At 62.3% G+C, this 25258-nt stretch carries 18 protein-coding genes; 8 read left to right on the top strand and 10 right to left on the bottom strand.

Annotated features, from left to right (window positions below):
• Nucleotides 1-64 precede the first annotated feature (64 nt).
• The 4 genes from ACSYDV_RS06780 to ACSYDV_RS06765 form a co-directional block, all read right to left on the bottom strand.
• Nucleotides 65-1438 carry an aspartate aminotransferase family protein gene (locus tag ACSYDV_RS06780; RefSeq protein ID WP_438323025.1) on the bottom strand — a complete coding sequence of 458 codons (1374 nt, stop codon included), beginning with the start codon at nucleotides 1436-1438 and terminating at the stop codon, nucleotides 65-67.
• Nucleotides 1439-1577: 139 nt separating this feature from the next.
• Complete coding sequence (locus ACSYDV_RS06775; protein ID WP_438323024.1) at nucleotides 1578-1943, bottom strand: hypothetical protein; 366 nt, start codon at nucleotides 1941-1943, stop codon at nucleotides 1578-1580.
• On the bottom strand, nucleotides 1940-2893 hold the full coding sequence (locus ACSYDV_RS06770) for a right-handed parallel beta-helix repeat-containing protein (RefSeq protein ID WP_438323023.1): 954 nt from the start codon (nucleotides 2891-2893) through the stop codon (nucleotides 1940-1942). The genes ACSYDV_RS06775 and ACSYDV_RS06770 overlap by 4 nt, the downstream gene beginning before the upstream one ends.
• The gene (locus tag ACSYDV_RS06765) at nucleotides 2890-3909 is read right to left on the bottom strand and encodes a YncE family protein (RefSeq protein ID WP_438323022.1); all 1020 of its coding nucleotides are present in this window, start codon (nucleotides 3907-3909) and stop codon (nucleotides 2890-2892) included. The genes ACSYDV_RS06770 and ACSYDV_RS06765 overlap by 4 nt, the downstream gene beginning before the upstream one ends.
• Before the next feature lie 578 nt (nucleotides 3910-4487).
• Between ACSYDV_RS06765 and ACSYDV_RS06760 the strand changes: the two genes are divergently transcribed.
• From ACSYDV_RS06760 to ACSYDV_RS06725, 8 genes are all read left to right on the top strand, one after another.
• Nucleotides 4488-5816, top strand: a complete 1329-nt coding sequence (locus ACSYDV_RS06760) for a putative porin (protein ID WP_438323021.1) — start codon at nucleotides 4488-4490, stop codon at nucleotides 5814-5816.
• Nucleotides 5813-7009, top strand: coding sequence for a carbohydrate porin (locus tag ACSYDV_RS06755; protein ID WP_438323020.1), 1197 nt, complete (start codon nucleotides 5813-5815; stop codon nucleotides 7007-7009). The genes ACSYDV_RS06760 and ACSYDV_RS06755 overlap by 4 nt, the downstream gene beginning before the upstream one ends.
• Before the next feature lie 763 nt (nucleotides 7010-7772).
• Nucleotides 7773-9257: an ATP-binding protein gene (locus ACSYDV_RS06750; protein ID WP_438323019.1), complete on the top strand. Its 1485-nt coding sequence runs from the start codon at nucleotides 7773-7775 to the stop codon at nucleotides 9255-9257.
• The gene (locus ACSYDV_RS06745) at nucleotides 9254-12001 is read left to right on the top strand and encodes a Z1 domain-containing protein (protein ID WP_438323018.1); all 2748 of its coding nucleotides are present in this window, start codon (nucleotides 9254-9256) and stop codon (nucleotides 11999-12001) included. Before ACSYDV_RS06750 ends, ACSYDV_RS06745 begins: the two co-directional genes overlap by 4 nt.
• Complete coding sequence (locus ACSYDV_RS06740; protein WP_438323017.1) at nucleotides 11998-12975, top strand: PD-(D/E)XK motif protein; 978 nt, start codon at nucleotides 11998-12000, stop codon at nucleotides 12973-12975. The genes ACSYDV_RS06745 and ACSYDV_RS06740 overlap by 4 nt, the downstream gene beginning before the upstream one ends.
• Nucleotides 12972-15053 (top strand): AIPR family protein, encoded by a 2082-nt coding sequence (locus ACSYDV_RS06735; protein WP_438323016.1) that lies wholly within the window; start codon nucleotides 12972-12974, stop codon nucleotides 15051-15053. Before ACSYDV_RS06740 ends, ACSYDV_RS06735 begins: the two co-directional genes overlap by 4 nt.
• Complete coding sequence (locus tag ACSYDV_RS06730) at nucleotides 15050-15907, top strand: hypothetical protein (protein ID WP_438323015.1); 858 nt, start codon at nucleotides 15050-15052, stop codon at nucleotides 15905-15907. The genes ACSYDV_RS06735 and ACSYDV_RS06730 overlap by 4 nt, the downstream gene beginning before the upstream one ends.
• Nucleotides 15897-18596 carry a hypothetical protein gene (locus tag ACSYDV_RS06725; RefSeq protein WP_438323014.1) on the top strand — a complete coding sequence of 900 codons (2700 nt, stop codon included), beginning with the start codon at nucleotides 15897-15899 and terminating at the stop codon, nucleotides 18594-18596. Before ACSYDV_RS06730 ends, ACSYDV_RS06725 begins: the two co-directional genes overlap by 11 nt.
• Here ACSYDV_RS06725 and ACSYDV_RS06720 read toward each other — a convergent pair.
• From ACSYDV_RS06720 to traA, 6 genes are all read right to left on the bottom strand, one after another.
• Nucleotides 18593-19069, bottom strand: a complete 477-nt coding sequence (locus tag ACSYDV_RS06720) for a very short patch repair endonuclease (protein WP_438323013.1) — start codon at nucleotides 19067-19069, stop codon at nucleotides 18593-18595. The genes ACSYDV_RS06725 and ACSYDV_RS06720 overlap by 4 nt on opposite strands.
• Nucleotides 19062-19646 carry a hypothetical protein gene (locus tag ACSYDV_RS06715; RefSeq protein ID WP_438323012.1) on the bottom strand — a complete coding sequence of 195 codons (585 nt, stop codon included), beginning with the start codon at nucleotides 19644-19646 and terminating at the stop codon, nucleotides 19062-19064. The genes ACSYDV_RS06720 and ACSYDV_RS06715 overlap by 8 nt, the downstream gene beginning before the upstream one ends.
• Nucleotides 19643-21157, bottom strand: coding sequence for a DNA cytosine methyltransferase (locus ACSYDV_RS06710; protein WP_438323011.1), 1515 nt, complete (start codon nucleotides 21155-21157; stop codon nucleotides 19643-19645). The genes ACSYDV_RS06715 and ACSYDV_RS06710 overlap by 4 nt, the downstream gene beginning before the upstream one ends.
• On the bottom strand, nucleotides 21157-21342 hold the full coding sequence (locus ACSYDV_RS06705; RefSeq protein WP_438323010.1) for a ribbon-helix-helix domain-containing protein: 186 nt from the start codon (nucleotides 21340-21342) through the stop codon (nucleotides 21157-21159). The genes ACSYDV_RS06710 and ACSYDV_RS06705 overlap by 1 nt, the downstream gene beginning before the upstream one ends.
• A 369-nt stretch (nucleotides 21343-21711) precedes the next feature.
• Nucleotides 21712-22170 (bottom strand): hypothetical protein, encoded by a 459-nt coding sequence (locus ACSYDV_RS06700; RefSeq protein WP_438323009.1) that lies wholly within the window; start codon nucleotides 22168-22170, stop codon nucleotides 21712-21714.
• Between the two features lie 9 nt (nucleotides 22171-22179).
• Nucleotides 22180-25131, bottom strand: coding sequence for a Ti-type conjugative transfer relaxase TraA (traA, locus tag ACSYDV_RS06695; protein WP_438323008.1), 2952 nt, complete (start codon nucleotides 25129-25131; stop codon nucleotides 22180-22182).
• Nucleotides 25132-25258: the final 127 nt, after the last annotated feature.

Raw genomic sequence — 25258 nt, 5'->3', positions numbered from 1 at the left:
GGCGCTGGCGATGCAAAAGATGCGGTATATGGTGCCGCAGCGTCACCACGCGCCGCCTCCCTTACTATTGCACGTCGAACGCCGCCGCGGTTGCGTCGAGCCCCAGCTTCATCTTGTCGACCATCTCGTCCACTTCCAAACGGCTGATCACCAGCGGCGGGCTGAGGACCATCGCCTGCCCCACCGCGCGGGCGATGAGCCCATGATCCCACAAGGTCTCGCGGCAGAAGATCGCCGCCGCATCGTTCGCGGCGAACTGCGTCTTGCTGCCCTTGTCGCGCATCAGCTGGAGCGCGGCGACCAACCCGACGCCGCGCACCTCGCCGACGAGCGGATGTCCGTCAGCCATCTGGCGCAGCGAATTGTGGAGATAGGGCCCGATATCGTCGCGAACCCGCTCGACCAGCCCTTCGCGGGCGATGATGTCGATATTGGCGCTGGCGACGGCGCAAGCAACCGGATGACCCGAATAGGTGAAACCATGGGCGAGCAGGCCGCCTTCGTTGATCACGTCGAAGACGCGCTTGCCGACGGCCACCGCCGCGATCGGCACATAACCCGACGACAGCCCCTTCGCCATCGGCATCAGGTCGGGCTGGATATCGTATAGTTGCGAGCCGAACCATTCGCCGGTGCGCCCAAAGCCGCAGATCACCTCATCGGCGACCAGCAGGACGTCATATTTGCGGCAGATACGCTGGATCTCGGGCCAATAGGTAGAGGGCGGATCGATGACACCGCCGGCGCCCTGCACCGGCTCAGCGATGAAGGCCGCCACATTATCGGCGCCGAGAGCCAGAATCTTGTCTTCGAGCGCGCGCGCCGCCTTCAACCCGAACGCCTCGGGCGTCAGGTCGCCGCCGTGGAGATAATGGTGCGGATGGATGATATGCTCGAAACCCGGAAGGATTTCGGGCGCCATGCCGTGCATGTGCGACATGCCCCCCAGGCTGACCGCGCAAAGCGTGCTGCCATGATAGCCAAGCTCACGCCCGATGAAGGACTGTTTCGTGGGCTGGCCGCGCAACATCCAGTAACGTCGCACCACGCGCACCACCGTATCATTCGCTTCCGAACCCGAATTGGCGAACAGGATATGGTCGAGCCCTTCAGGGGTCAGTTCGGCGATCTTGTGCGCCAGTTCGATCATCTGCGGCGTCGAGGTGCCGAAATGATTGTTGTAAAAGGCTAGCTCGGTCATCTGGCGCGCCGCGACGTCGGCAAGCTCCTGCCGGCCATAGCCGACCGCCACGCACCACAGGCCGGCCATGCCGTCGAGCAGCCGGTTGCCGTCATTGTCCCAGACATAGCAGCCCTCGCCGCGCTTGATGATGCGCGATCCCTTCTCCGCCAGCGCCTTGGGATCGGCGAAAGAATGGATGTGATGGGCAGCATCGATCGCCTGAAGGGTGGCGGTATCGCCGAAATTGCGGAGCATGGTATTGGATTTCCTTATGAATTGATCGGCCCGGCTAAAACGCGACCCTGATGGCCCGGATCATCGCGATCGGTTGCTGGCGAACCAGACGACAAAGCCACCACAAGTGGTGCGGAGACCGCACCATCGACCGCGGGACTCAGGGCCTGGGATCGGCGGGCAAGGTGATCTGGAACAGGCGGCAATATTGCCCGATCATCGCGCCATCATCGGCCTTGACCACCACCGGCTCGCCGCGCTCGAAGGCGCGCATCGCCAGCGCGACCAGCGCCTGTTCGCTGTCGGGAAAAATCAATCCGGGGAGCGCGCGGCATTTGGGGGGCAGCCATGCGTCGTCAGCGACGCCGATCCAGAAGATGTTGCGATATTCGGGATGAGCGGGATCGCGCGTGACCGCGCTGACTCCGACAATGCGGGTCTTGGTCCAATATTGCGCCGCCAGCGCCGTTTCGGTTTGCGAAAACAGCGCGGCGGCGAGCGCGATGATGCACAGGGGGCGCATCATCGCGCACGCTCCGCAGGGCCGAGGCCTTTCCCGGCGATCGGCGATCCGGCGAGCGGGCGATATCCGGCATCGACCCTCGGGTCATCGCGGACGAGGCCCTCCCCCAGCGTCACTCCGGTTGCGCTGGTGTCTGCCGCATTGCCGTGCAGCGCGAGATGCGAAGCAATGATCCGGCTCCGCCCGGTGGCGTTCAACGCGATCGGCTTGCTCCCGATCACCAGCGAGCGCGTCAGATGGATCGTGGCGTCATCCTCGGCATAAATCGCATCGTCGACACTGCGGTCGACCGCGATGTGCGACAGGTGCGCCACGCTGTCGTTGTAGGCGGCGAGCGCCGCGGATTCATTGTTGCGGAATATCGCGCCGTCGAGACGCATATAAGCGCCTTCATAGAGCCAGCTCCCAACATGCCCGTCGAGCACCGAAAGCCCCGTCACGTCGAGCATGGTGTTGCCGCGACCGGTAAGGCCCATTTTCTGAAACTGGCGAATGGTGACGTTGGCGATCCGGACGCGGCTGTCGAACGCGAAGATGCCATGACCTTCGTAAAGATCGTCTTCCTTGATGTCATAGCGAAACCCCGTGAGATCGAGGCCATCGATCGTGACGTCGGCGTTCTTCACGCCAATCCCGGTGACAGGCAGTCCAATACTACCATCGAGTATCGCCCCCGGTTCACCCTTCAGCGTGATGCGCTTCCCTTCGATCGCCACGAAAGCGCGGATCACAATCTCTCTGGATGGCAGATCGCGATAGGCACGCGAATGATAGGTGCCGGCGCGGATCAGGACGATATCGCCATCCTTTGCCCGGTCCACGGCCGCCTGGATAGCGCGGTCGCCCTTGAAGGCGCAATCGCGGGCGGTCGCTTTTTCGGGACAGACGACGATGGTCGCGGCCTGCGCCGACGTCGGGAGCAGCGCGAGCGCGAAAAATCCTGCGCGGATCATTTCGGCGCGACCACGAGAATCTGGAACGAGCCGGGGACCTGCTGTTCCTCTCCCTTTGCGTCGGTGGTCGATCGGGCGGCGGCAAGGTAAACGCGGCCTGTCGCGGGATCGAGCGCAGCAGTGCGGGCGCCAACTGCGGTCTTCACGGTTTCGATGTCATGGGGCTTTGCCGCCTTGTCGAGACCAAAGATCGTTAAGGTGCCGTCCTTGCTCGGGATATAGGCAAGCCGCCTCCCGGCATCGAAAATGGCGCCGTCCGAATTCTCGCCCACAGGCACGCTGCCGCGATCGGCACCGGTCTTCGCATCGATCAGCTTCACTATGCGGTTGTGGCAGGCCGAGATCAGCGTGCCGCTGGCGGAGTCAAGCGCAATACCGGTGGGTTCTTCACAGCCGGGCAGTTTATAGCGGCCGACGACCGTGCGCCGGGCGACATCGATTACCGCAATCTCTGCGGTATCCTCAATATTGACGAACATGCGGCCCGCGCCGTCCGACACGGCGGCTTCGGGTTTCCCTCCCATCGCGATCGTCGCAACCATTTTTTTTGCGGCGGGATCGATGACGGTCGCGTCATTGCTCTTGGCGTTCATTACGAAGACAAGCCCGCTAGCTCGATCGAACGCGGCCGCGTCAGGGCTTTTGCCCGTCGCGATCTCGCCCTGGCGCACACCGGTCGCGCGGTCGAAGATCACCGCCTTGTCTTCGCCATAGATGGTGCTGAGCATCAATCCCGTATTCGGCAGCACAAGCACGGCCGAAACGTCATTCGCTTCGATGAGCCGCTCGGTGATCGCGCCGCTGTCCAGTGCAACGGCCATCACACCATATTCGCGCGCAACGAACAGCTTTTTGGCGGGGCTATCGACCGAGAGATAGTCATAGCCACCATCAGGTCCCGCGATACGCTCGACGACATGATGCCCGCCAGGACTGACCGCCGCGGGTCCGTCCGGACTACAAGCGCCGAGCAAAAGCGCAACCGGCGCCGACGTGAATAACAGATGTTTGAGCACTAAACTCTCCTTGGTCGGGTTTTCGGGGCGAAGGCGCATCGGGTGCGCCCTCTGAAAGACACCAGCTCATCGGGCACCATGCGGGCCTGACCGGCCCCCGGTCGTGGAGCCGCACAGCGAGGCATCGACGTCGTCATTCCTCTTGATTTTAGGCCGCGTAGTTTCCTCCACCTTTGAACGGGCTCATGTGTCGTTATGCCGAATGCCGCCGCACGCCCGGGGTGCGAAGGTCGAGACACCCGGTGTTCAGTGGTCACCGGCTAACCAACGCTGCCGTTGTGCGCCGACATGGATGGAGAGGGGCACGCCGCGAATGCGCGCCGTCGACCTTGGCATAGAGGTTGCTAACCCGTGCCGTCAGATTGCCGTTTGCCAACCCCGCACCGAGGATCAGCAGGCTCAGTCGCTTACGCGCCGAGTAGGACGCTGGTGCGCTTGGTGCACCAATCTACCTTTACTTGGCTCCTTTGCTTACCGGCCCGGCAAACCGCATCCAACGACCGCGCCGTCGTGCGAAAACTGCAGCGGTTCGGGCCCGGCAGATCGCTCGCAAGAGGCCAAACAAAAGGACAATGACAATGCATCTCCGCCTCCGCCTTCTCGCCGCGACGGCGCTCAGTCTTGCGAGTGCGCCCGCTTATGCCCAGGAAGACCGCCTCGGCGCGCTCGAACGCCGCCTGGCCGAGCAGCAGGAGCGTATCCAGCAGCTGGAGGCGAAGGTCGCCGAACAGGCGTCGCTGCTTCAGGGAGCTGGCCCACCGGCTTCGGCGTCGATCGGTACGCCCCCGGGTCCATCGATTGCCGCCCCCACGCGGGCTGACGGCCAAGCCGCCTCCCGGATCGCCGGCACCACGGCGCCAGCCGCTTCAGCCCCGGCACGGACACTCGCCTTCGGCATCCCCGGCCTCGATGTCAGCGGCGACATGCGTGTCCGGCAGGAGTGGAACTACGGCTCGGCACGCGATCGGTCGCGCTCGGCTGTCCGCGCCCGTCTGCGCGCCAGCTATGCGGTAAACGACAAATTCACGGTCGGTACGCAGATCGCCACGGGGGACCCAGACGATCCGAATTCGACCGATGTCACGCTGGGCAGCTTCGTCGATGATTTCGCCGTTTCGCTCGATCAGGCTTGGATTCGCTATTCGGACGGCGGATTTACCGCCTATGCTGGCAAGTTTCCGCAGATATTCCAGCGCACCGATATGCTGTGGGATGGCGACGTGTCGCCGCAGGGCGCCGCGCTCGCCTATGGCGCGAAGCTCGGCGGTGCGAAACTCGATGCGCGCGCGCTCTATTTCGTCATCGACGAGGCAGCCGCGGCCCGCGACAGCGACATGCTGGGCGGCCAGCTGGCGCTTTCGGTCCCACTGGCCTCGGACTTCAAGGCAGGCCTCACCGGCAGCTATTATCATTATCGTCTCGGCTCGGTCGCGGGCGCGGATGTCGGCGATTTCCGCGGCAACCTCCTGTCCGGCGGCCGCTATCTGTCCGACTTCCATCTTGTCGAAGGCATCGGAACCTTTGGTTGGACCGGATTGTCAGAGCGCTGGCCCATCAATTTCACGGCGGATTATGTCCACAATTTCGGCGCCGCGGTTTCGGGGGACACGGCCTTCAACCTCGAACTTGCCGCGGGCCGGACATCCAAGACGGGCGATTGGCGTCTGGCCTATAATTATTCGGAAGTCGAAGTGGATTCGGTGCTCGCCGCGTTCAGCCACGACAATATCGACCTCGCGACCAACTACCGTCTCCACGGTCTCGGGCTCTCCTATGTCCCGGCGACAAACCTACAGCTCGACCTGCTCTGGTATCACTATCGCCCGCTCGATGCGGCCTATGCCGGCGTCTTGCAGCCGTCGGATTGGCTCGACCGCATCCGCCTCGCCTTCATGATCAGCTTTTGACGCTGCTTTCCGCCCTGATACTCGCAGCCGCTGGCGACGAGGTGATCTTGCCACTGCCGCACGGCCATTTACCGCACGCCCATACCCACGCGCCGGGGGAGATCGACGAAACCCACGGGCCTCTGCTTTTGCAGGCCACCTATACCGCCGAGATGATCGGCAATGCATCGGGCGGCGTGCGGCGCGGGACGCGTTATCTCGACAATCTCGACATCATATTCGAAGCCGATATGGAAAAGCTCGTCGGCTGGAACGGCGCGCAGGTCCATGTATATGGCCTCTACAACAACGGCAATTCGATCAGCGACCTCGTCGGCGATACGCAGGCGGTCAGCAATATTGAAGCCCGCACGCGCGCATTACGGCTCTACGAGGCGTGGATCGATCAGAAGATCGGCGACAAGGTGTCGCTTCGCGCCGGTCTCTATGATCTCAATTCGGAATTTGACGCGCTCGATGCGGCGGGCGTGTTCGTCAGCAGCTCGCACGGCATCGGCACCGACTTCGCGCAGAGCGGCCAGAACGGCCCCTCGATCTTTCCATCGACCTCGCTCGCTGCGCGGCTTGCCGTAATCCCGGCCGACGGCTGGACGGTTCGCGCTGCCGTTCTGGACGGGGTTCCCGGTGATCCCGCGCATCCGGCGCGCACGACCGTCAGGCTCGGCTATGGCGACGGCGCGTTGCTCGTCGGCGAGGTCGAAGCGCCTCTTGACGGCGGCAAGCTGCTTCTCGGCCACTGGCGGTACACCGCCGACTTCGATCGCAACGACGGGAACGGCGCGGGCGGCGGCAATGCCGGGACCTATATCCGCGCCGAGCTCCCGCTCGTCGAACGATCAGGCTGCAAGGTCGACGGGTTCGTCCGGCTCGGCACCGCCAGCGGCCGCTACAATATGTTTGACCGTTTTGCGAGTGGCGGCCTCAAATTCAGCGGCGGGGTTCCCGGCCGCGAACAAGACGAATTCGGCATCGCCATCGCGGCCGCCTTCACGTCGGACAGCTACAGGCAAGTGACGGGTGCCGCTCCGACGGAGATCGCGATCGAGGCGACCTATCGAGCGCCTGTCAATCGCTGGCTCTCGCTGCAGCCGAATATCCATTACATACGCCGGCCGTCCGCCGACCGGGCTATCGACGATGCGCTGGTGGTCGGACTGCGCGCGGAGGCGAGCTTCACCTTTGCCGGCTTCTGATCACAGCCGTCCGTTCACGCCGAAAAGATCAACCAGAGGCGACCGACGAACCAGGGGAGAGCAATTGATGTCCGCGCACCTACCTCGCCGTACGGCGCGCGCCGCCATAGGGCTCATGCCATTGGCGAGGGCCGCGGCAGCCAACCGTCCGCCAACTATACTGCTGATCCGGAACATCCAGTTTTCGACCGAACGGGTACATTCACGTCGTGACGATGGCTGACATTGGCCGGTAGCGGACTTTCCGCTTCTAGGCGAAAATTCTAGATAGCGGACATGGCCGTCGAGTGACGGGTCCCGCCGTATCGGTGAGCTGATACCGCCCGGCGAGGCCGCCTTCCGGCCCCTTCCGCCCGAGATGCGTGCGGTCATTGAAAGTTCACCGGACTTCGTATCCGTTTGCCCGGGGTCGCATTCGACCTGGCTTCAGATTGAGACTGAGGACGCGAATATTGCCCTGGTGGTCTACCGGGCGGAGGACGGGTGCTATTTTATTCTCTCACCGGAGCGGTGACGTCCGGCTTCAGCGATAACAGCGGTGCCGTCGGCACCCGCGTTCATTTATTTCGCGGCGTGCTGTTTCGGGAACGCACTGCGGGCCGGTATTGAAGCGATCCGGCACGCAATCAAAAGACAGGTGGATCAATCTCTGACTGGCGCATAACGCCAGGGCCCATTACTGATCGCGGTGGTTCGCGTTCGTGCAAATAAACTATCAGAATGCACAGATCGCTGGCAGTTATAATATTGGGGGCGGGCGCAGATGACTAGCATAGATATTGCGCCGACGGCGGCGGCGCTGCTGGGATCGCTGCGCGGCCTCGGTTACACGCCGGAGACGGCGCTCGCCGATCTGATCGACAACAGCATTGCAGCCGACGCTACGGTGATAGAGCTCAGCATCGACTGGAACCGCGGAAGTCCCAGAATTACCGTCCGGGACGACGGACGCGGCATGTCCCGGACCGAACTGCTCGAAGCGATGCGTTTTGGCGGGATGGGCCCCAACTGCGTCCGCAGCCCGGGGGATTTGGGCCGGTTCGGCCTGGGACTGAAGACGGCGTCGCTCTCGCAATGCCGTCGGCTGACCGTGGCCAGTGCACGGGACGGACAACTGTCCCGCCTGACATGGGACCTGGAAACCGTCGAAAGGGAAAACAGCTGGACGGTTCTGGTCGGCGGCGATTTGCCACCGTTTGATCATGTCCGGGCGATCGGCGCCGATGATACCGGCACGATGCTGATACTTGACGAGATGGACGAAGCTGGCGGATTTCACGGCCTGGACGAAGAGCGTTTCTTTTCGCGGCTGGCGGATGTCCGCGCGCATTTTGCGATGGTCTTCCACCGATTTCTGAATGGCGACGCCCGCCGCGTCCGTATTGTCGTAAATGGTCGGGATGTAGCCGGATGGGATCCGATGCAGCGCACCCATGAAGCGACGCAAAATCTGGGTTCCACGACCGTAGGACGCGCGTCTGCCCGGGTCAGCGTTACCTCCTATGTACTGCCTCATCGGGACCGTTACCGGAACGAAGCAGATTTTATGGCAGCCGGGGGACCCGGGGGCTGGGCCGAGCGGCAGGGCTTTTACATTTACCGTGGGAAGCGGCTGGTTGTCGCGGGCAGCTGGCTTGGTCTTGGGGAACGGCGGGAGTGGACCAAAGATGAGAGCAGCCGGCTGGCGCGAATCGCGCTTGATCTGCCAACGTCGAGCGATCTTGCGTGGCGTATCAACGTGATAAAGGCGCGGGCACGCCCGCCTGCGACTCTCCGCAATTATCTTGTAAAAATTGGTCTCACCTCCCGCGAACGCGCGCGCGAGGTTTTTGCATGGCGCGGAGGGCAGACGCGCGGGCCGGTTCAGCGGAACGAAGTGTCGCCGATCTGGGATGAAGAACATGCATCGGGCCGCCGCCGGTATCGGGTGAACCGTGACCACCCGCTTCTCGCTGCCCTGTTTGAGCGCGGCGGAGAGGTTGCAAAGATGACAGCCGCAGCGGTCACGCTGATCGAGCGAAGTGTCCCTGTCGAACGCATCTGGCTCGATGTGTCTGAAGATGTGGAACATGCGGCAACCGATGCTGACGCAAATGCTGCGCTGATTGACGATCTGGTCACGGCGGTCCGGAAAGCCGGATCGGCCTCTGAGCCGGAAGAAACGATCGATTCCCTGCTGCGCGCGATGCGTATCGTCAGTCCGGGCGTGCGAAGCGCCGCCGTCGCAGCTCTGAGGGCCCAGTCATGAGCGTCACGCCGCTGCAGACGCTGCTTTATATGGCGCGCCAGCTTCTGACCTCAACGGACGGCGAGGCTCCGGACCGCTCAGACGTAGCGGATACAGTTGATACCGTGCGGCCTCTCGTCGAGCGGCGGACAGCTTATGTGTTTACGGACGATGAGATTACAGGCGCGGTTCACGAGCTGGAGTTTGCTTACGCCGTAAAGCAGGGTCCGGCGATCTCCATCGTTGACCGTCACACACCGCCCGACTGGTACCTCGGCGATCTGCGAAAGCCCGGCCCGTTTATGTCACGCTACCTGCAGAAGCTGGCAGAGGACAGCTGGCCGGTGCGGTCGGTCGAGGAACTGCGCGACAGCACCGCGAGGGTCGTCGAGCTGCTCGACAACCCGCAACGCCCGGGACCTTGGAACTGGCGCGGCCTCGTCGTCGGCGATGTTCAGTCGGGAAAGACCGCGCACTATGCCGGCGTTGTCAATCGTGCCGTCGACGCCGGGTACCGAATCGTTATCATTCTGGCCGGGATGCACAATCTGCTGCGGTTACAGACGCAGCAGCGCCTTGAGCTCGATTTCCTGGGCTTCGATACAAACCCGATCGTTCAGGACCTCGGTCAGATGCGCGCCGTCGGCGTGGGCACAATACCCCCTGCTCTCAATGTCGGCAGCCTGACGCTGGCCTCTCCAACCGGCGACTTCAACGTTGCCTTCGCCCGTCAGCAGAATTTCGCGCCGCGCGACACGCCCTGCCTTTTCGTGGTCAAAAAGAACGCCACCATCCTCCGGAACCTCAATGGGTGGATCAGAAAACATCAGGACTTCCTGACCGCACCGCTGCTGCTGATCGATGACGAAGCGGATCAGGCATCTGTCGATACAAAAGACCAGCCGACTCTGGCCGACGGCAGTTTCGATGAAGATTATGATCCTACCCGGATCAACGGCGAGATCCGCAAGATGCTCAAGGCGTTCGAACGGTCGGCTTATGTCGCCTACACGGCGACGCCGTTTGCGAATATTCTCATCCACGACGAGCGCGGCGCAGCCGAATATGGGGCAGACCTCTTCCCCTCGACCTTCATATTTTCGCTGACGCCGCCCGATGATTATTTCGGGCCTGTCGCCGTTTTCGGCACAACCTCAGACGGCCCGACCGGCGGGCTGCCCATTATCCGCTATGTGCCCCGCCATGACGAAGCCTGGATCCCTGAGATCCATGACAAGACACTGCGGCCGCGCTTTGAGGGAGAAGACCGGCTTCCACCGACGCTTGAGGAGGCAATTGATGCATTCCTCATCAGTTGCGCCGTACGGGCGGCCCGGGGCCGGCCCACGGCGCATAACTCGATGCTTGTCCACGTGTCCCGTTTTGTCGATGTTCACGATCGCATCCATGCGCAGGTCGAGCGCTATCTTGATGATGTACGCGCGCGGATTTCCGGCGGTGACGCGGCAACACGCGCAAGACTGAAGGCGCTTTGGGACGATGATTTTGTCCCGACAAGAGCAGCAGTCTCCGATACGGTTTTTGACCGCGGTATCGTCGATGTCAGCTGGGACCAGGTCCTCAGCTCGCTGGCCGACAGCAGCGACCGCATTCAGGTTGTGGTGTCGAACGGGCGCTCGAAAACCGGCCTCGACTATGAGCGCTACCGCGAAACCGGCCTGTCGGTCATCGCTATCGGCGGCGACAAGCTTTCGCGCGGCCTGACGCTTGAAGGCCTGACCGTCAGCTACTTCCTGCGCGTATCGAAGCAATATGACAGCCTGCTCCAGATGGGCCGCTGGTTCGGGTACCGCCGCGGCTTCGCCGACGTGTGCCGGCTTTATACGACTGCGGACATGGAGGTCTGGTTCCGTCACGTCGCCACGGCGAGCCAGGACCTGCGCGCGGAACTCGCACGTATGCGCATCATGCTTCAGACTCCCAAAGACTATGGCCTTCGCGTCGAAGCCCATAGTGTCATGGGGGTGACGGCCGCCAACAAACGACGCCATGCGGTCGAGCGGCGGACAGGGTTTGCCGGCGAAGGCAAAGTTCAGACAGTTATGCACACCGGGCATGATCCCCTTGAGCGCAATGCGCGGGTGACGGATCAGTTTGTCGAACAGCTCGGTGAGCCCGAACGTGATCCGCCGCGGCCGACAGGAGCAAATGCTTCCGGCCTCCTCTGGCGAAACGTCGAGGGGCGCCGGGTTGCCGACTATCTCGGCGCACTGAGCTATCCCCCCGAAAACGTGGAGATCGAAGCCGGGGCGCTCTCCGGCTATGTCCTTGACCAGATGGCCGCGCACGAGCTCACCGAGTGGACCGTCTTCCTTGCCACAGGTGAAGGCAAGACGGTGGACGTGGGCCCGCACCGTGTCAGCTGCGTGGTCCGCGAACCATTGCCCAAACAACGCAAGGCAGGGCGCTACGTCGTTAAATCGATTCTCAATCCTCCCGATGAAGCCATCGACCTCAGCGAGGGTGAGTTTGCTGATGCGCTGCGGCGGACAGCTGAGGCACGCGCCCTCGCGGGCGAAGCGCCGCCGGCGCGGCCGTCGGGCGTTGATATCAGAGCGGTCAGAGGACGGCGGCCGGAAACGGGTCTGCTCATTCTTTACCCGCTCGATCCGCAGACGGAGACGCTGGTCGAGTGGGATGGACTGGTTGTCGGCACGGTGGTGAGTTTTCCGGACAGTGCGATGGCGAACCGCCGCATTTACCTTGAAAACAGCGTCCTCCAGCGCGAAAGGGCGCGCAGATGACGGCACCGGCAGATCTGGAAAATCTCTGGTTCCGGTTGGCGGCGGTGCGCGGTGACGACCGCCAGTTTGTCAGTCTTCGCGTGCCGGGCACCGGTGGGCTCGATGTCCATGTGGCGCTTCGCAGCACAGATCGCGCCCGGTGCCTGCTGTTCGACCTTACAGGAGCCGATGAAAGTGAAGCCGGCTTCGAGGCTGGTGGCCTCCGCCTGCTGCAGGTCATGGCTGACGGTCGCTACATGATGGCGCTCGTGCTTGAAGATCGCGACAAGTCTGATCTGTTCGGTACGATCTGCAGCGACCTGATCCACTTCGCCGCCCCGGCAGCGGACGCAGAGCCGATCGACCTTGTCATGGAACGGCTCGATGCGTGGCAGTATTTTCTGCGATCGCTCGCGGGCGGGCTCAGCGCCGAGGAAGTAACCGGCCTGACCGGCGAGCTACATATACTGGACAAGCTCGTCAGCCTTGACCCGGCGCTTGTCAGAAGCTGGTGCGCTCCCGCCGATGGCGTCCAGGATTTTGAGCATCTCGGGCACGCGCTTGAAGTGAAAACGACTGCCGGTCCCGGTTGGCAGGTGCGTATTTCAAACGCCGACCAGCTCGACGACGAGGGGCTCCGGCGGCTTGACCTGCTCCATGTACGACTGACCGCGGACGCGGACGGCGAAACGCTGGAAGACGTCGCGAGCAGGATCAGAGCAAAGCTGCCTGACGAAAGGGCGCGGCAGGAATTCTCGAACGCGCTGGTGAGACGCGGCCTTTCTCCCGGTGACCGGTCAGCCCGCGCAGGGATGCTGACATCGCTGCAGAAGATAACCGCCTTCCGCGTAACCGCCGGGTTTCCGCGGCTGATACGGCCGGGCTTCCCCCCGGCCATCGTCGACGTGCATTATACGCTTGATCTCGGGCCGATGCAGCACGGGGCGGTAGCGGCAGACGAAGTACTGGATAATTACGGAGGCAGGAATAAATGAGCGAGCCACGCGATCAGTTTGCGGAGCAGCTCGCTGCCGATGTTGACGAAGCGGTCACCAGCCCAGACGCTGCAACAGTCTTTTCCGAGGTGATGTTCACCCAACTTGTCCTGGAGCGGCTTGAAGAGGCCGGACGGGTCGAGGGCGCTTTTGATCTTTTCCAAAAGGGGTTTTCGGGCCGCGCCGAATATCGGATCGACGGCTATGCCATCGATGATGAACTCGGATCGCTTGAACTGTTTACGACTATTCACACCGGCGAAGTTCCCCCCCGCCGGCTCACTCCGGCCGAAATGCGCACAGCTTACGAGCGGGCGTTACGCTTTGCGAAAGCGTCGGTGGACGGACTGGCCGCGAAGCTGGAACCGTCAAACAGCGACGCAAGCGACCTCGCCCGGCGGATTGAGCGGGAAGCGGCAAATATTTCCGCGATCCGGCTGACTCTTCTGACCGACGCGATCGCGCCGCCGACCCTTCCTGCCGATGACATGTGGTCGAACCGGACGGTCGAGCATGCGGCATTTGATATTGACCGGCTTCACCGGATCCTGGGCGAGGGCGAAACGCGCTCCGACATCAGCGTTGACCTTACTCAGCTTGTCGGCGGCGCCCTGCCCTGCCTGCATCTCAAGCCAGACAGCGGAGCGTATGAGGCGTATCTCACAGTCGTGCCCGGCGATCTCCTTTCGCGGGTATACCAGCGCTATGGCGTCCGACTGCTCGAACTCAATGTGCGGGCTTTCCTTGGCCTTCAGGGCCGGAAAAGTGTGAATTCAGAACTGCGCCGGACGATTGTCGAACAGCCGTCGATGTTCCTGGCGTTCAACAACGGAATCGTCGCGACCGTTGACGACATCGTCCTGGAAAAGGACGCGCTCGGGCGCGACATGATTGCTGAACTTCGCGGCCTCCAGATCGTGAACGGAGGGCAGACGACGGCGTCGCTCCACCGCGCCAGGTTCAAAGACAGCGTGAAGCTCGATGCCGTCGAGGTGCCGATGAAAATTATTCATGTCACCGGAGGCGACCTGAGCGAAATGGTGAGTTCGGTGTCGCGCGCAGCGAACCGGCAGAACACCGTCCAACCGGCTGATTTTTCGGCAAATGATCCCTTTCATCAAGCGGTCGAGGAGCTCGCGAACAACAGCTGGCTTGAGAGCGGCAAGGGCCGCTGGTTTTACGAGCGGGCCCGGGGGTCCTGGCTGGCAGCAGAACAGAAAGCCTCGTATCGCGCCAGCGACACGCGAAACTTCCGCGAGAACACGCCGAAAGGTCGCCGGTTCAGCAAGGTGGATCTCGCGCGCTGGCTGCATGCATGGAACGGCTTGCCTAATCGCGTCTGCCTCGGCGGCCAGAAGAATTTTCAGTATTTTATGCAGCGGATGAAAGAGGCCCCGCCGGCAGCACCGGACGACACATGGTTCCGGCGTGTGGTTTCCATCGGCCTGCTCTATCGCGCCAGCGAGAAGCTCGTCCGGCAGATGGGTTTTCCGGCGTTTAGGGCGCCTATCGCTGCCTATCTTGTCGCTGCGCTCGGTCAGCGGACCGGCGGTCGGCTCGACTTCGACGCCGTGTGGAAGAAGCAGGGCATCTCCGACGAACTCGAGCAGATGCTGCGCGCATGGGCGCCGGAGATCGACCGTCAGCTGCGACAAACCGCGGGCCAGCGTAATCCGGGCGAGTGGTTCAAGAAGGAGGAATGCTGGAAAGCAATATGCGATGCTCTCCCAAGCCTGACGGATCCGCTTCCGCCTGAGATATCTCGTGCAACGGCGCCGGCAACTGCGGGCGGAGACGCGGCGCTTGGGGATGAGCCGGCTCTGTCGGTGGAAGACTTTGATCGCATCAGCAGATGTATGGAAATTGACAGCCAGCTCTGGTTGAAGGCTGGCGAAATAGGACAAAGCCGCCGCCTTCTGAATCGCACGGCTGCAGGGATCTGCAGAACACTGGCCGGCTATGCGGCTGGCGGTTGGGAAAAAAGGCCGTCGCTCAAGCAGGCTCGCTACGGGCTCGAAGCCCTGGCCACGGTGAGGTCCGCCGGGCTCCTCGATGCCGATGAAGGGGCTGAAGCATGAGTGGCGAGGGAGGCGATGAGCTGAGACCGATGCGGCGTCGTGCTGCGGGTACGGTGCCTAAACGCGATCTGCGGGCACGCGCTGACCGCGGCAGTTTGCCGGACAAACTTCCGCTCATTCACATTACCGCTACGGGATATGCGAAAGAAATCATCGAAAGCGGTTCCCTCCAGATCCGACACTGCCCTGTCTTCAAAAAGAATCTCCTCTATTTTTTCGTTTTGCGTCCCGCATACAGTCTCAAGACCGGCGACGAGAAATCAGACCGGATCAGCCGCTTCCCGTTCGCGTTCGTCCTGAAAGGCGACGCGGTCGCGACCCCCTATCATGTCTACCCGTTCGACAGCGGCGGGGCAGCTCTCGGGGTCTTTTCCGACCAGGCCGATGAGTTTGTGTATCTGGAGGATTTCGAGCTCAAACCCGATATGGAATCCGCCGTCGGGCATATCGGCTGGGCTTTCGGCACCCTCGACGACTATTTTGACGGTAATCTCAAGGGCGGGCTGGTCGACGATGTGCCGCGATTCGAGGGCGTGACGCACAGCTGGCAGGCCATTGCCGGAATGGCGCGTTCCGGAACCAATCGCGCACCAGATAAGCGGGCATCAGCGGTGGAAGTTGCGAGCTCGCAAAATGTGCAGCTGAAGGGAAATGTCCTTCTCGCCGTAATCCCCCGGCAATATCTGGATGACGGGGGCAAAGAGAACACGTCATTCCTCGCAATGCTGAATGAGCTCGACATTCCGTGGGACACCTACGAATGGCAGCCGAATACCGTTCCGAACGAGATGCGGGAAGAGATCACACGCGTCGTTCGCAAATTTCTCACCCCGGACTATCTCAGTGAAAAATGACGGAATCAACGAGCTGCTGCTCGCCGGCTTTGTTCCGCTTCGCAGAGAGGGACTGGCACTCCCCTGCTATGCGTCCGGCCCGCAGTCCAACGCCTGGTATTGCGCCCGCTGTTCAACGGACGGGGACCGAAACGGAACGATCGTCGAATTTGAACCTTTTGAATCGGCGGATATCATCCGGCTTCCTGAGGGATCGCGCCGCGTCGTCTCCGTGGGAGATGACTGGCAGGACGTTCTCGTCTGGGGCGATGATTTTTTCGTCGGGACCCCCGATATTATCCTGACGACGCTCGGCGACCGTGTCGCGGAGCTCGCCGCAGAAGCACCGCTTGAACTCCTCGACTTGGCGATGCCGGCGCAGCGGTTGGATCGGGCTGCTCTCGTAGCGTCTGCAACTGTGCGCCTCGAAGCCCTTTGGGGTCGCAGAGCAGCAAACAGTTGGCAGACGGATATCTTCATGCGTCAGGGGCTGATGCTCGAACTTCGCCGCCTGCTTTTGCATAGCGAAGATCCTGAAAGCGGGGCCCTGATCCGACAGCTCGAGATAGTACCGGCAGCAGACAGGTTCAGCGTTCATTTGACCGCGCCGCTCACGGCACTGCTTCATCGCCATAAGGCCGGCGAGGCTTTCGAACGTCGCGTCGAAGCCTTCGGTTATGAAACGGGGCTGCCAATTGCCTGCCCGCCCCTGACGCCCTCGAGCCAAATAATGTCCGAGCCGGTCGCAATGATCGTCGATGAGCCGGAAGACTACTCCAGCGAGACACTGATCATGGTGTCCGGGGCCCGTGCGACAAAGCTGGCGCGCCAGATAAGGCTGCCTGGCTGGATACCTGACTGGGGTAAAATGCGTCCGGCTGGCGAGTTTGCTCCGCTCACGGCGGGACGTCGCCGTGATCCCGCCCGTCTTCCCGCACCCGATATACTCGAGTTTGACAAAGCGCTGCCGGTTCTCAACCGCTATCGGGTAGTCATCTGGCTGACCGATGGTCCCGACGACGAGCGTTACCGAGAGATTTTCGCTGATGCGACACAGTGGCTGCCCGCGAGCCTGCCGCTTGTGATTGTCGCCCCGACGCTTCCTGCGGACGCGCCGCCCGCGATGCTGGCTAAGCCGGCACCCGATATGAGCGATTCTATCGTTCTTCTCGATACCGCCACTGTGCGCTCGCCGTTCTGGCCCGGAAATTCGAAGCGGTCGATCGATAGGAGGGTGGTCGATCTCATCGGGGCGACCGTGCGGGTAACGGCGCCTGGTACGCCATTATATAGCCGCCTGACCGACGAACGGCCGAATTATCAGATGCGCCTGCTGTCGGTGGCGACAGAACAGCCATCCGACTGGCAAACATTGCCCTTGGCCTCTGAAATCTCAGCTGTCGGTCTTAAGAAGCGCATCAACGCAAAAGCTGGGGAGGAATATTTCAGGTGGGAAGAGATCAGCTTTGCAGACCGCGAAGGCGAAAGCGCGTTTGGCGAAGCGATGATCAGCCGGCACGATCCCGAATTCGCGGCATTTGTTAGAGAAGCAATCCGACACACATTCAAAAGACTGTCGCGCGATGAGCGGATTCTGGGTGAAGTTCCGGACTCGATTGCGACCGAGCTCCGATATCCGCACCTCAGCGCGGCGTTTCAGGCGCGCGACCGTCCTCGCAGCGCACCATGCGTGTTAACCGCAGAAGCCCCCCAGCTGAGCACGCTGCGCGCGGCCGCAGAAGCCGGCTGGACCGTAGCCCGCTACTCGGACAGTGACGCCCTGCGCAGGATCAGCGATGGCCGGAGCCACGGGCCTTACTCGCTGCCTTCGGACATCACCCTGCCCGCTCTCAATCGGCTCGGGAGAAACCGGGGTCTCGCAGTGCGTGGTATCGATCCCCGCGATATCATACGTGTGCCCTACCCCGTCTTCGAAGAGTTTCGACGACGCTTCGGGGGATCCGGCCTCGCGCACGAGTTTCGAAGATATCGGGCCGATATCGCACGTTGGCCCACCTTCTCGGAGTCCGATAACAGTTTTGCTGTACCGAAACTGACCTTTCTGTACGAGCTGGCGGATGATACCGCCGCCGCCCGCTACCTTGCGGACGCGATGGATATCCAAATTCCGAAGGAGCGCAGCGCCTCCAAAAGAATGGCTGATCTCAAAGCGTCCTGGTCACCGGCGGAAGCGGGCACGCGTCGGATGATGATAACAGACGGGAAATTGCCGTTGCAGGGCAGCTTCATTGACGAGGATGAAGTGGCTGCCCAGAAATTCTTCACTGTGGATGGGGACGCTGCGGTCCCGCTGCTGTTCGGCTCCAGGATTTTTCATGTCTGGGCTGCTGCAACGATCACTCGCTCGGCGAGCTGGTCGTCGCGCTTCTCGATCACCCGGACTTTCGAGACATTTCCAATCCCCGAAGAATTTCTGGTCCTGAACAGCGAAGAGACGGGTCGCGCTCATCTGCGTGCTCCCCGGGCCGGTCGCAGTTTGCGGAAACTATTCGAGGTTATCGATGAATTCATGTCGGAGCAGCAGGAGTTACCGACATTTAACGGCAACACAGATGGCGGGATGGATTTGCGTGAGTTCGAGCAGGAGCGTGACTGGATTCTGCTTGAAATGTTTGGGCTGCAGCGCCGTACGAGCGATCTCGACATCCTCGAACATCTGGTAAGCCTTAACCGGCGTGCGGGAAGTTAAACGGTCCGTGGACCCTCCGCCCACGACCCTGCAATATGCGCCCGGGTATCGCCCGAAAAGATAAAGTCGGCCATGCGATCGGCCAGTTCATCGCTTTGCAGGCGGCCGCGTCCCTTGAGAGCGCACTCCCAGATCAGCAGAGTGCGCCAGCCCGCCGCTTCGAGTGCCTCGCGAACGGCAGAATCCCGACGCCGGTTCGCTCCCAGTTTGTCCGACCAGAATTCGGTCCGTGTTGCGGGCATGACGAAAAGCCGGCAGTCATGCCAGTGCCAGAAGCAACCATGTACCTGAATCGCGACGCGGTATTTGGGGAGAACAAGATCAGGCCGGCCCGGAAGATCGCGCCGCTGGAGACGAAACCGAAAACCCCTGTTGTGCAGAAGTTTTCGGATCAACCGCTCCGGGCCGGTGTCATGCGATCTGATCCGCGACATATTGAGTTGTCGCTGGGCCAGCGTCAGCCGGTCAGCCATCGCAGCTTGCGGTACGCCGGCTTCCGTCTGTCTCCATCTCACTGGTGGCCCGAGCAAGCCCGACTGCGAAGTCGGCCGGAACTGGCGGAAATGCTGCGGCAAGGCCTGCAAAAATGTCGCTGCCGTTCTCTGCAATGAAGGTGCTTCCGCGAAACTGCCCCTGCAGGCTCGCCGCAATACCGGCGTGGATGAGGCGTTCGCGCTGCCGTCCGACAAACGTCATGAGTACGGGGGTGCTTCCGTCATTGGATTTCAGCGACCGAAGCAGCATGAAATCCTTACTGTCCAGAAATGCGCAGCCTTTGGCATCAATCGATGTGCCGCCCAGGCGCCAGTTCTTACTCGCCCGATTGACGAGCCGGCGCTCACGTGCGGAATAGGAGCCGTAGACACAGATGATGTCCATCAGCCCGGCGCGAGCCTCAAAGAGCTCCGCACTGAGCAGTCGCCGCGCACCATCCGTTGTCATAGCGAAAGCCCGCTGGTGACTTGACGCGCTGGCCCGGTGAGCAGAGAAAATTCCCAGATCTGAATCAGCGAGCGATCGGACGATGATAATCTCGCTCGGGACCGTCATTGCGCCGCCCCTGCCGGTAAGGCCTTCTGTTCCGCGGCACCTGGTTTACCCGCCGTCCCCCTCAACTGTGTCAGCAGGGTCACTGCGACCGCTTTGGCCAGCAGCGGGGGCACGGCGTTCCCGATCTGGCGGAAGGCGGGGTTCATAGTGCCTGCGAAACGGAATCCGTCGGGAAAGGACTGCAGACGCGCGGCTTCGCGGACCGAGATGGGACGGGCCTGAGCACTGTCGTAGTGAATATGGCTATACCCGTCCTTACCAAGATGGGCGAGCAACGTGCGGGCAGGCTGCGACGATTCCATCTTGCGCCATTTGTTCGGGAATTTTCCGACATCATAAGGCGGTACGAACTTCGCCTTCACGGCGTTCCATTCCGCGCTTCCCTCGACAGGCGCACCGCCCTTCGCGTCCAATCGTTCCAGTTCACCCGCAAACAGCGTCATCGCGTAGCTGTGGGCTTCCGGGTACTGGTCGCCGGGCTTCAGGCCCGCAAAGATGCGATAGTCGCGCGGCAGATAGCGTATCACGTGGTCGGTAACGGCGGCACCGCCTTCATAACCGGGCCATTTCCGCATCAGGCGCACAAAGTCGTGCTGCTCTCCGGACCCCTGGTAGTCGACAGGCTTGTCGAATCTCCGGGCACCGCGTCCGATCAGTCCGCCGGCGAGAAGCTCGCGTGCTGAGATCACCGGCAGATCCCTGATAGCCTGCTCCGCCGTGATCGCTGGAGGCAGATCAGGCTTGGGCGGCGGCACGGCACGGTAACCGCCGGGCCCTGACGGCATTTGAGGGGACAGTGCCAGCTTCAACGCGACCGCGCGCGACCCCGTGTAGCCCTGCGGCAAATCGATGAAATGCGTGGGCTGGGGAAATAGGACATCATCAGCGATTTCTTCGCGCAGCGCGAGAAGGATCATTCGCTCGCGCATCTGCGGCACGCCATAGAAAGCGGCGTTGAGAAGGGTGTAGCGAACGACATAACCTCGGTCAGACAGGATTTCTGCAATCTCCTCGGCGAGATTGTGGCCGCCATGATTCAGCATATCGGGGACATTTTCGATCAGGACCGCCAGAGGCGCACAGGCATCCACATAGCGGAGATATTCGATATACAGGCGCGCCCGCGGATCGTGAAGAAACGCTTCCGGATGCTCAGCAACCTCGCGCAGCTTCGAACGCCCGACACGCGCGAAAGCTTGGCAGGGAGGGCCACCGACGATGACGTCAAAAGCTTCGGCTGCCGGGCCAAGCTCGAGAGAAGCTGTCAGCTGTTCGGCCGAACACGCTGTGATATCCCGCGCGTCACAATGTGCCGCATCCCCGCCGTGAAAATTGAGGCCATGCGACCGCGCTGCATCAGCATCAAGTTCCAGGGCTGCTGCAATGTCGAAGCCGGCCGCCCGAAACCCCAGCGATATCCCGCCACATCCCGAAAAGAGATCAAGGACCCGCGGCTTGGCACCCTGGCGGATCCGATCGAGCTTACGGCGAAAAACCCGCGTATCGGTCATCAGCTCCGCCCGTTGCCCAGCGGCAGTTCAGTCTGGCCCGAACGCGTCGACAGATAATGCAGGACCGCCTGTCGCAAAACCCATGCCGTCGAAACGTCATTGGCCGCAGCGATCGATTGCACCTGCCGATGCACCCGTTCCGGGAGCATGACAGTGGTGCGCACCGATTTCTTTCCGTCTGTCATAACTCCTCCGAGAAGTCGCATACACCAGTTTGCACCATAGAGCACCAATTTGATGACCTACGCGGCCCGCTGCGGCCTGCTTGCCCGGTCTGAAGTAATGCCCTTATCACAGCCCGGAGGATCGGTGGTCAGAGCTGAGCACCACGGCGCCTTTAAGTTTACCTCTGCGACAGCTTGGCAAACCCACGCGTCTGCCCTGAACGACGGCTCAGAGGCGCGTTGCAGACATCCAGTTCCGAAATTCTCGAACGGCAGGTTCCCGGCAACCGTCTCGCGGCCGGCGATGTCTGACATCGGGCGCAAACCGGACATCACTGGGTGAGCGTCTTGCTGAAAGCGAGTCCAAAGCACCGACAAATCCAGTTAGCGTCAACTCCAGGTCGCGACGCCGATCAGGGCCAGCAATGCACCGAGTAGAAGGCCTCCGGTAGCTACCCACGTCGTCCACCAATCCTGCTCTTCGGTCGAGCGCCCCTTCTTGATCATCCCCTCCGCACGACCGAGCGAGCGCGCCAGCGCCTCGCGCGCGTCTCCAATCGCGGCGCGATCCTCGGCGCGGACGATGACCGCGGCGTCCGCCAGTTTAACGGCGATAGACTCAGGTGTGAGACGCATCGCGGGCTTGTCGTTGATGCTGGCGATTTGCTGATCGATGCGACCCAGACGCGCTTCCATTTCGCGGAGCGTCGGCGAATAGTCGGGTAGCTTGTCCTTGGCCGCCGTGAGCCCTTCGATCGCGGTCCGTTGCAGGGATATTTCCCGGCGCAGGTCTTCAAAAGCTTCGGCAGCGTTGGCGGATGGCGATGAGCGGGCGGGTTTCTGTGTCATGGACGCAGCCTACATCGATATCCCCAGCCCGCGTCCAGGGCTGAGATATTGCTGTAAATCCTGAGACAGCGTTTTTCCTCTCATAACGTCCAGGCCGAGCTGAGCACGGCGATTTTCGAGAAGCGACTCGAGCTGCGGGTCGCGGTGAAGGCTCTTCGCCATGCTTGTGAGGTTGGCGTGTGCCTGGTCCCGCGCGGCATAGGTCGGCGCCTCCCGCTCGCGCGCACTCTCCTTCTTCCATGTCGCGACGAACAGGTCTGCGCGCTTCTCGGTTTCGGCGGCGAGCCGGTCGCGCTCGCGCGCCGCGCGTGCGACCTCCACACGCTCCGCGGCCCGTGCAGCGCTCTGCCGATCCATCGCGGAGATCGCCCCCGCCGTGCGTCCCTCGGCGGCTTCCTTCACAAGCTTATGACTGTCCCCTAGCGCAGCGCGCAGATCGCGCGCTCCGTCGAGGCGCAGCGCATCGAGCTCGCGCGCGGCCTTCCGATAGGCGTCGCGCTCGTGCGGCAGCTCTTTCCCGCCGACGCGCCGTACATCGACGATGTCCTTCGTCGCGCGAGCAAAGCGCTCGACCGCTTTGTCGAGCGGCGCGCGCGCAGCTCCGGGATCGAGCGAACGGGCGCGAACGCGAACATCAGCGAGTTTAATCTGGCGCCGCCGTTCGGGCGCTGGCTCACTGAGAGCGTTGCGCGAGGCAGTGAGCTTCAGTCCATCGAACATGCCGCGTTTAGGCTGTGCTGCCTTCGCCGGCTCCTGCACCCGATAGTCGCTCGCCATATCCTTGCCGCGCTCGCGCGATGCGGCACGGACAAGCTTGTTCTGGTTCGCAAAATCGTCCCGGCCATAATATAGATCGACTTGCTCGCGGTGCCTGGACAGCGCGACATAGGTCGAGTGGCTGTCCACCCCCGGCGTCGCGAGCACCTGCACCCGATCGACGGTCATCCCCTGCGCCTTGTGGAAGGTCGCGGCATAGCCATGCTCGACATGGCCATAATCTTTCACGTCGAATGCCACGGTGCGTCCATCGTCGAGCATCACCGACATCCGCATCCGGTCGACATTCTGGACTGTGCCGAGCGTGCCGTTCTTGACGCCCATATCCCGCTCGTTCTTGAGGAACATAACGCGATCCCCCTTGGCAAAGCTCCGCTCACCGCGCTCGACGGTCAATGCGACATCATTTCCGAGCGCACCGCTCGCCTTCAGCCGGTCGCGAACCTCCTCGTTGAGTGCCCGCACCTCATCGTTGGTGTGCGTCAGGACGATGCGGCTCGCATCGGGATATTGCTGACGATCCCGATCCCACGCGTCGGCGAGCTCGGTCCGCGCCAAGTCGCGGGTATCGGCGACGTGAACATGGCCCGCCTCGGCATAGCGCCCGATCGCATCGCCGGTCCGCCCGGTGGCCAGCTCGCGCGTTGCATCGCGCTGCCATTCCTCATGCTGACGGCGGATGTCCGTGATCTCGACGGCACCGTGGCGCTCCGCCGCCGCGCGGAATGCGGCACCAGCCTCAATCGCTTGGAGCTGTTCGGGATCGCCGACCAGCACAACCTTGGCGCCCTGCTTCTCCGCCTCGGTCACGACCCGCTCAAGCTGACGCGTCCCGATCATCCCGGCCTCGTCGATGACGAAGATATGCTTATCGGTCAGCCGTTCGCGATCATTCGCCCACTGATGTTCGAGACTGGCGAGCGTCCGCGAACCGATACCCGAGCCATGTTCCAAGCCTTCCGCCGCGATGCCCGACAGCGCGGTACCCTGCACCTGGTAGCCCGCCGCTTCCCAAGCCTCGCGCGCGACACCGAGCATCGCGCTCTTACCGGTGCCTGCGTAACCGATGACATTGCTGATATCGCGGGCGCCGGTGACATGTTCGAGCGCGCCGCGCTGCTCGGTCGATAGATTCAGGCCGCGTGCCTGCGCGCGCTCCAACGCAAGCTCACGATGCCGATCGGCGACGCCATGATTGCGGCGCGCATCGAGCGTCGCGGTCGCGCGTTCGAGCCGCTGTTCGGTGTCGAGCATCGCACGCGACGTGAACCGGTCTTCGCCGCGCCCGTCCTTGCCGAGCGAGATCAGGTCTGGCGAAGCCTTCACCGCTCCCATCACGGCATCGAACTGGTCTGTCCCGGCACTGTGGCGGTGGACGAACATCGCGAGATCGCGGTTGGTGAACGTGGCCTGCTGGTGCGTGATGGCGTCGAATGCAATCGAGGGGTTCGCGATCAGCCGCTCGCCGTTCGAACGCGCGATCTCCAGATGCTCTTCGGCGCGATCGACTTCGAGCCCTTGCTCGGCCATCCGCGACGCGGCGGGACCGATCTTGTGCTGCGGCTCGAGATCGATCCCCTGCTCTTCCAGCGAGCGATGATCGATGCGTGCGTCGATATCGAGTTCGGCGAGGCGGGTGTTGACATGATCCGCCCAGGCCTCGCGCCAATGGGTCAGCAGCTCGGTGCGGTTCCACTCCCGGACCTTGGCGCCGAAACTGGCCACGCCGTCTTCGCCGACCTTGATCTCGCGCATCGTCAGCATGACGTGGGCATGCGGGCGCGCGAAGCCGTCGGCCCCGATGTCCCAATGGACATTGAGATCGGCGACCATGCCGCGCTCGACGAACTCATGTTGGACGAAGTCGCGGGCCAGCTCGATCCCCTGCTCCTGCGTCATCTCACGCGGGATCGCGAACTCGATCTCGCGAGCGAGCTGCGCGTCTTTGCGGACCTCGATCGCTTCGACATCATTCCAGAGCTTTTCCCGGTCGCGCCACTCCTCCGGCGCCCCTTCCGGCAACAGGACCTCGCTGTGAACCACACCCGCCTTGTTCGAAAAGTCATGGGCACGACCAAGCCGCTCGTCGTCCAGCCGGGACGCCGAACGATAGGCCGCGGCAGCAACCGCGGATGAGCCCGCGGCGCGGGAAATGACTTTTGCAGAGAAATGATAGATCGCCATGACGGCGTACCATTTACAGCAAGAAGAGCACGTCGGCACGACGTATAAGCGCGCCCTCACACGATTTCATCGCGCTCGGGATCACAAAGTCGCAAGAGATTTCAGCTGCTTGAACGGCGATGAGACT

This window comes from Sphingopyxis selenitireducens, assembly GCF_051550705.1.
In the GTDB taxonomy this organism is placed as follows: domain Bacteria; phylum Pseudomonadota; class Alphaproteobacteria; order Sphingomonadales; family Sphingomonadaceae; genus Sphingopyxis.
This window is presented reverse-complemented; position numbering and strand designations above follow the sequence as displayed.

What these genes read in the sequence shown, in the direction of transcription:
- ACSYDV_RS06780 (WP_438323025.1), bottom strand. Translation starts at nt 1,438, where the DNA reads ATGCTCCGCAATTTCGGCGATACCGCCACCCTTCAGGCGATCGATGCT.
- ACSYDV_RS06775 (WP_438323024.1), bottom strand. Translation starts at nt 1,943, where the DNA reads ATGATGCGCCCCCTGTGCATCATCGCGCTCGCCGCCGCGCTGTTTTCG.
- ACSYDV_RS06770 (WP_438323023.1), bottom strand. Translation starts at nt 2,893, where the DNA reads ATGATCCGCGCAGGATTTTTCGCGCTCGCGCTGCTCCCGACGTCGGCG.
- ACSYDV_RS06760 (WP_438323021.1), top strand. Translation starts at nt 4,488, where the DNA reads ATGCATCTCCGCCTCCGCCTTCTCGCCGCGACGGCGCTCAGTCTTGCG.
- ACSYDV_RS06750 (WP_438323019.1), top strand. Translation starts at nt 7,773, where the DNA reads ATGACTAGCATAGATATTGCGCCGACGGCGGCGGCGCTGCTGGGATCG.
- ACSYDV_RS06745 (WP_438323018.1), top strand. Translation starts at nt 9,254, where the DNA reads ATGAGCGTCACGCCGCTGCAGACGCTGCTTTATATGGCGCGCCAGCTT.
- ACSYDV_RS06740 (WP_438323017.1), top strand. Translation starts at nt 11,998, where the DNA reads ATGACGGCACCGGCAGATCTGGAAAATCTCTGGTTCCGGTTGGCGGCG.
- ACSYDV_RS06735 (WP_438323016.1), top strand. Translation starts at nt 12,972, where the DNA reads ATGAGCGAGCCACGCGATCAGTTTGCGGAGCAGCTCGCTGCCGATGTT.
- ACSYDV_RS06730 (WP_438323015.1), top strand. Translation starts at nt 15,050, where the DNA reads ATGAGTGGCGAGGGAGGCGATGAGCTGAGACCGATGCGGCGTCGTGCT.
- ACSYDV_RS06720 (WP_438323013.1), bottom strand. Translation starts at nt 19,069, where the DNA reads ATGGCTGACCGGCTGACGCTGGCCCAGCGACAACTCAATATGTCGCGG.
- ACSYDV_RS06715 (WP_438323012.1), bottom strand. Translation starts at nt 19,646, where the DNA reads ATGACGGTCCCGAGCGAGATTATCATCGTCCGATCGCTCGCTGATTCA.
- ACSYDV_RS06710 (WP_438323011.1), bottom strand. Translation starts at nt 21,157, where the DNA reads ATGACCGATACGCGGGTTTTTCGCCGTAAGCTCGATCGGATCCGCCAG.
- ACSYDV_RS06705 (WP_438323010.1), bottom strand. Translation starts at nt 21,342, where the DNA reads ATGACAGACGGAAAGAAATCGGTGCGCACCACTGTCATGCTCCCGGAA.
- ACSYDV_RS06700 (WP_438323009.1), bottom strand. Translation starts at nt 22,170, where the DNA reads ATGACACAGAAACCCGCCCGCTCATCGCCATCCGCCAACGCTGCCGAA.
- traA (WP_438323008.1), bottom strand. Translation starts at nt 25,131, where the DNA reads ATGGCGATCTATCATTTCTCTGCAAAAGTCATTTCCCGCGCCGCGGGC.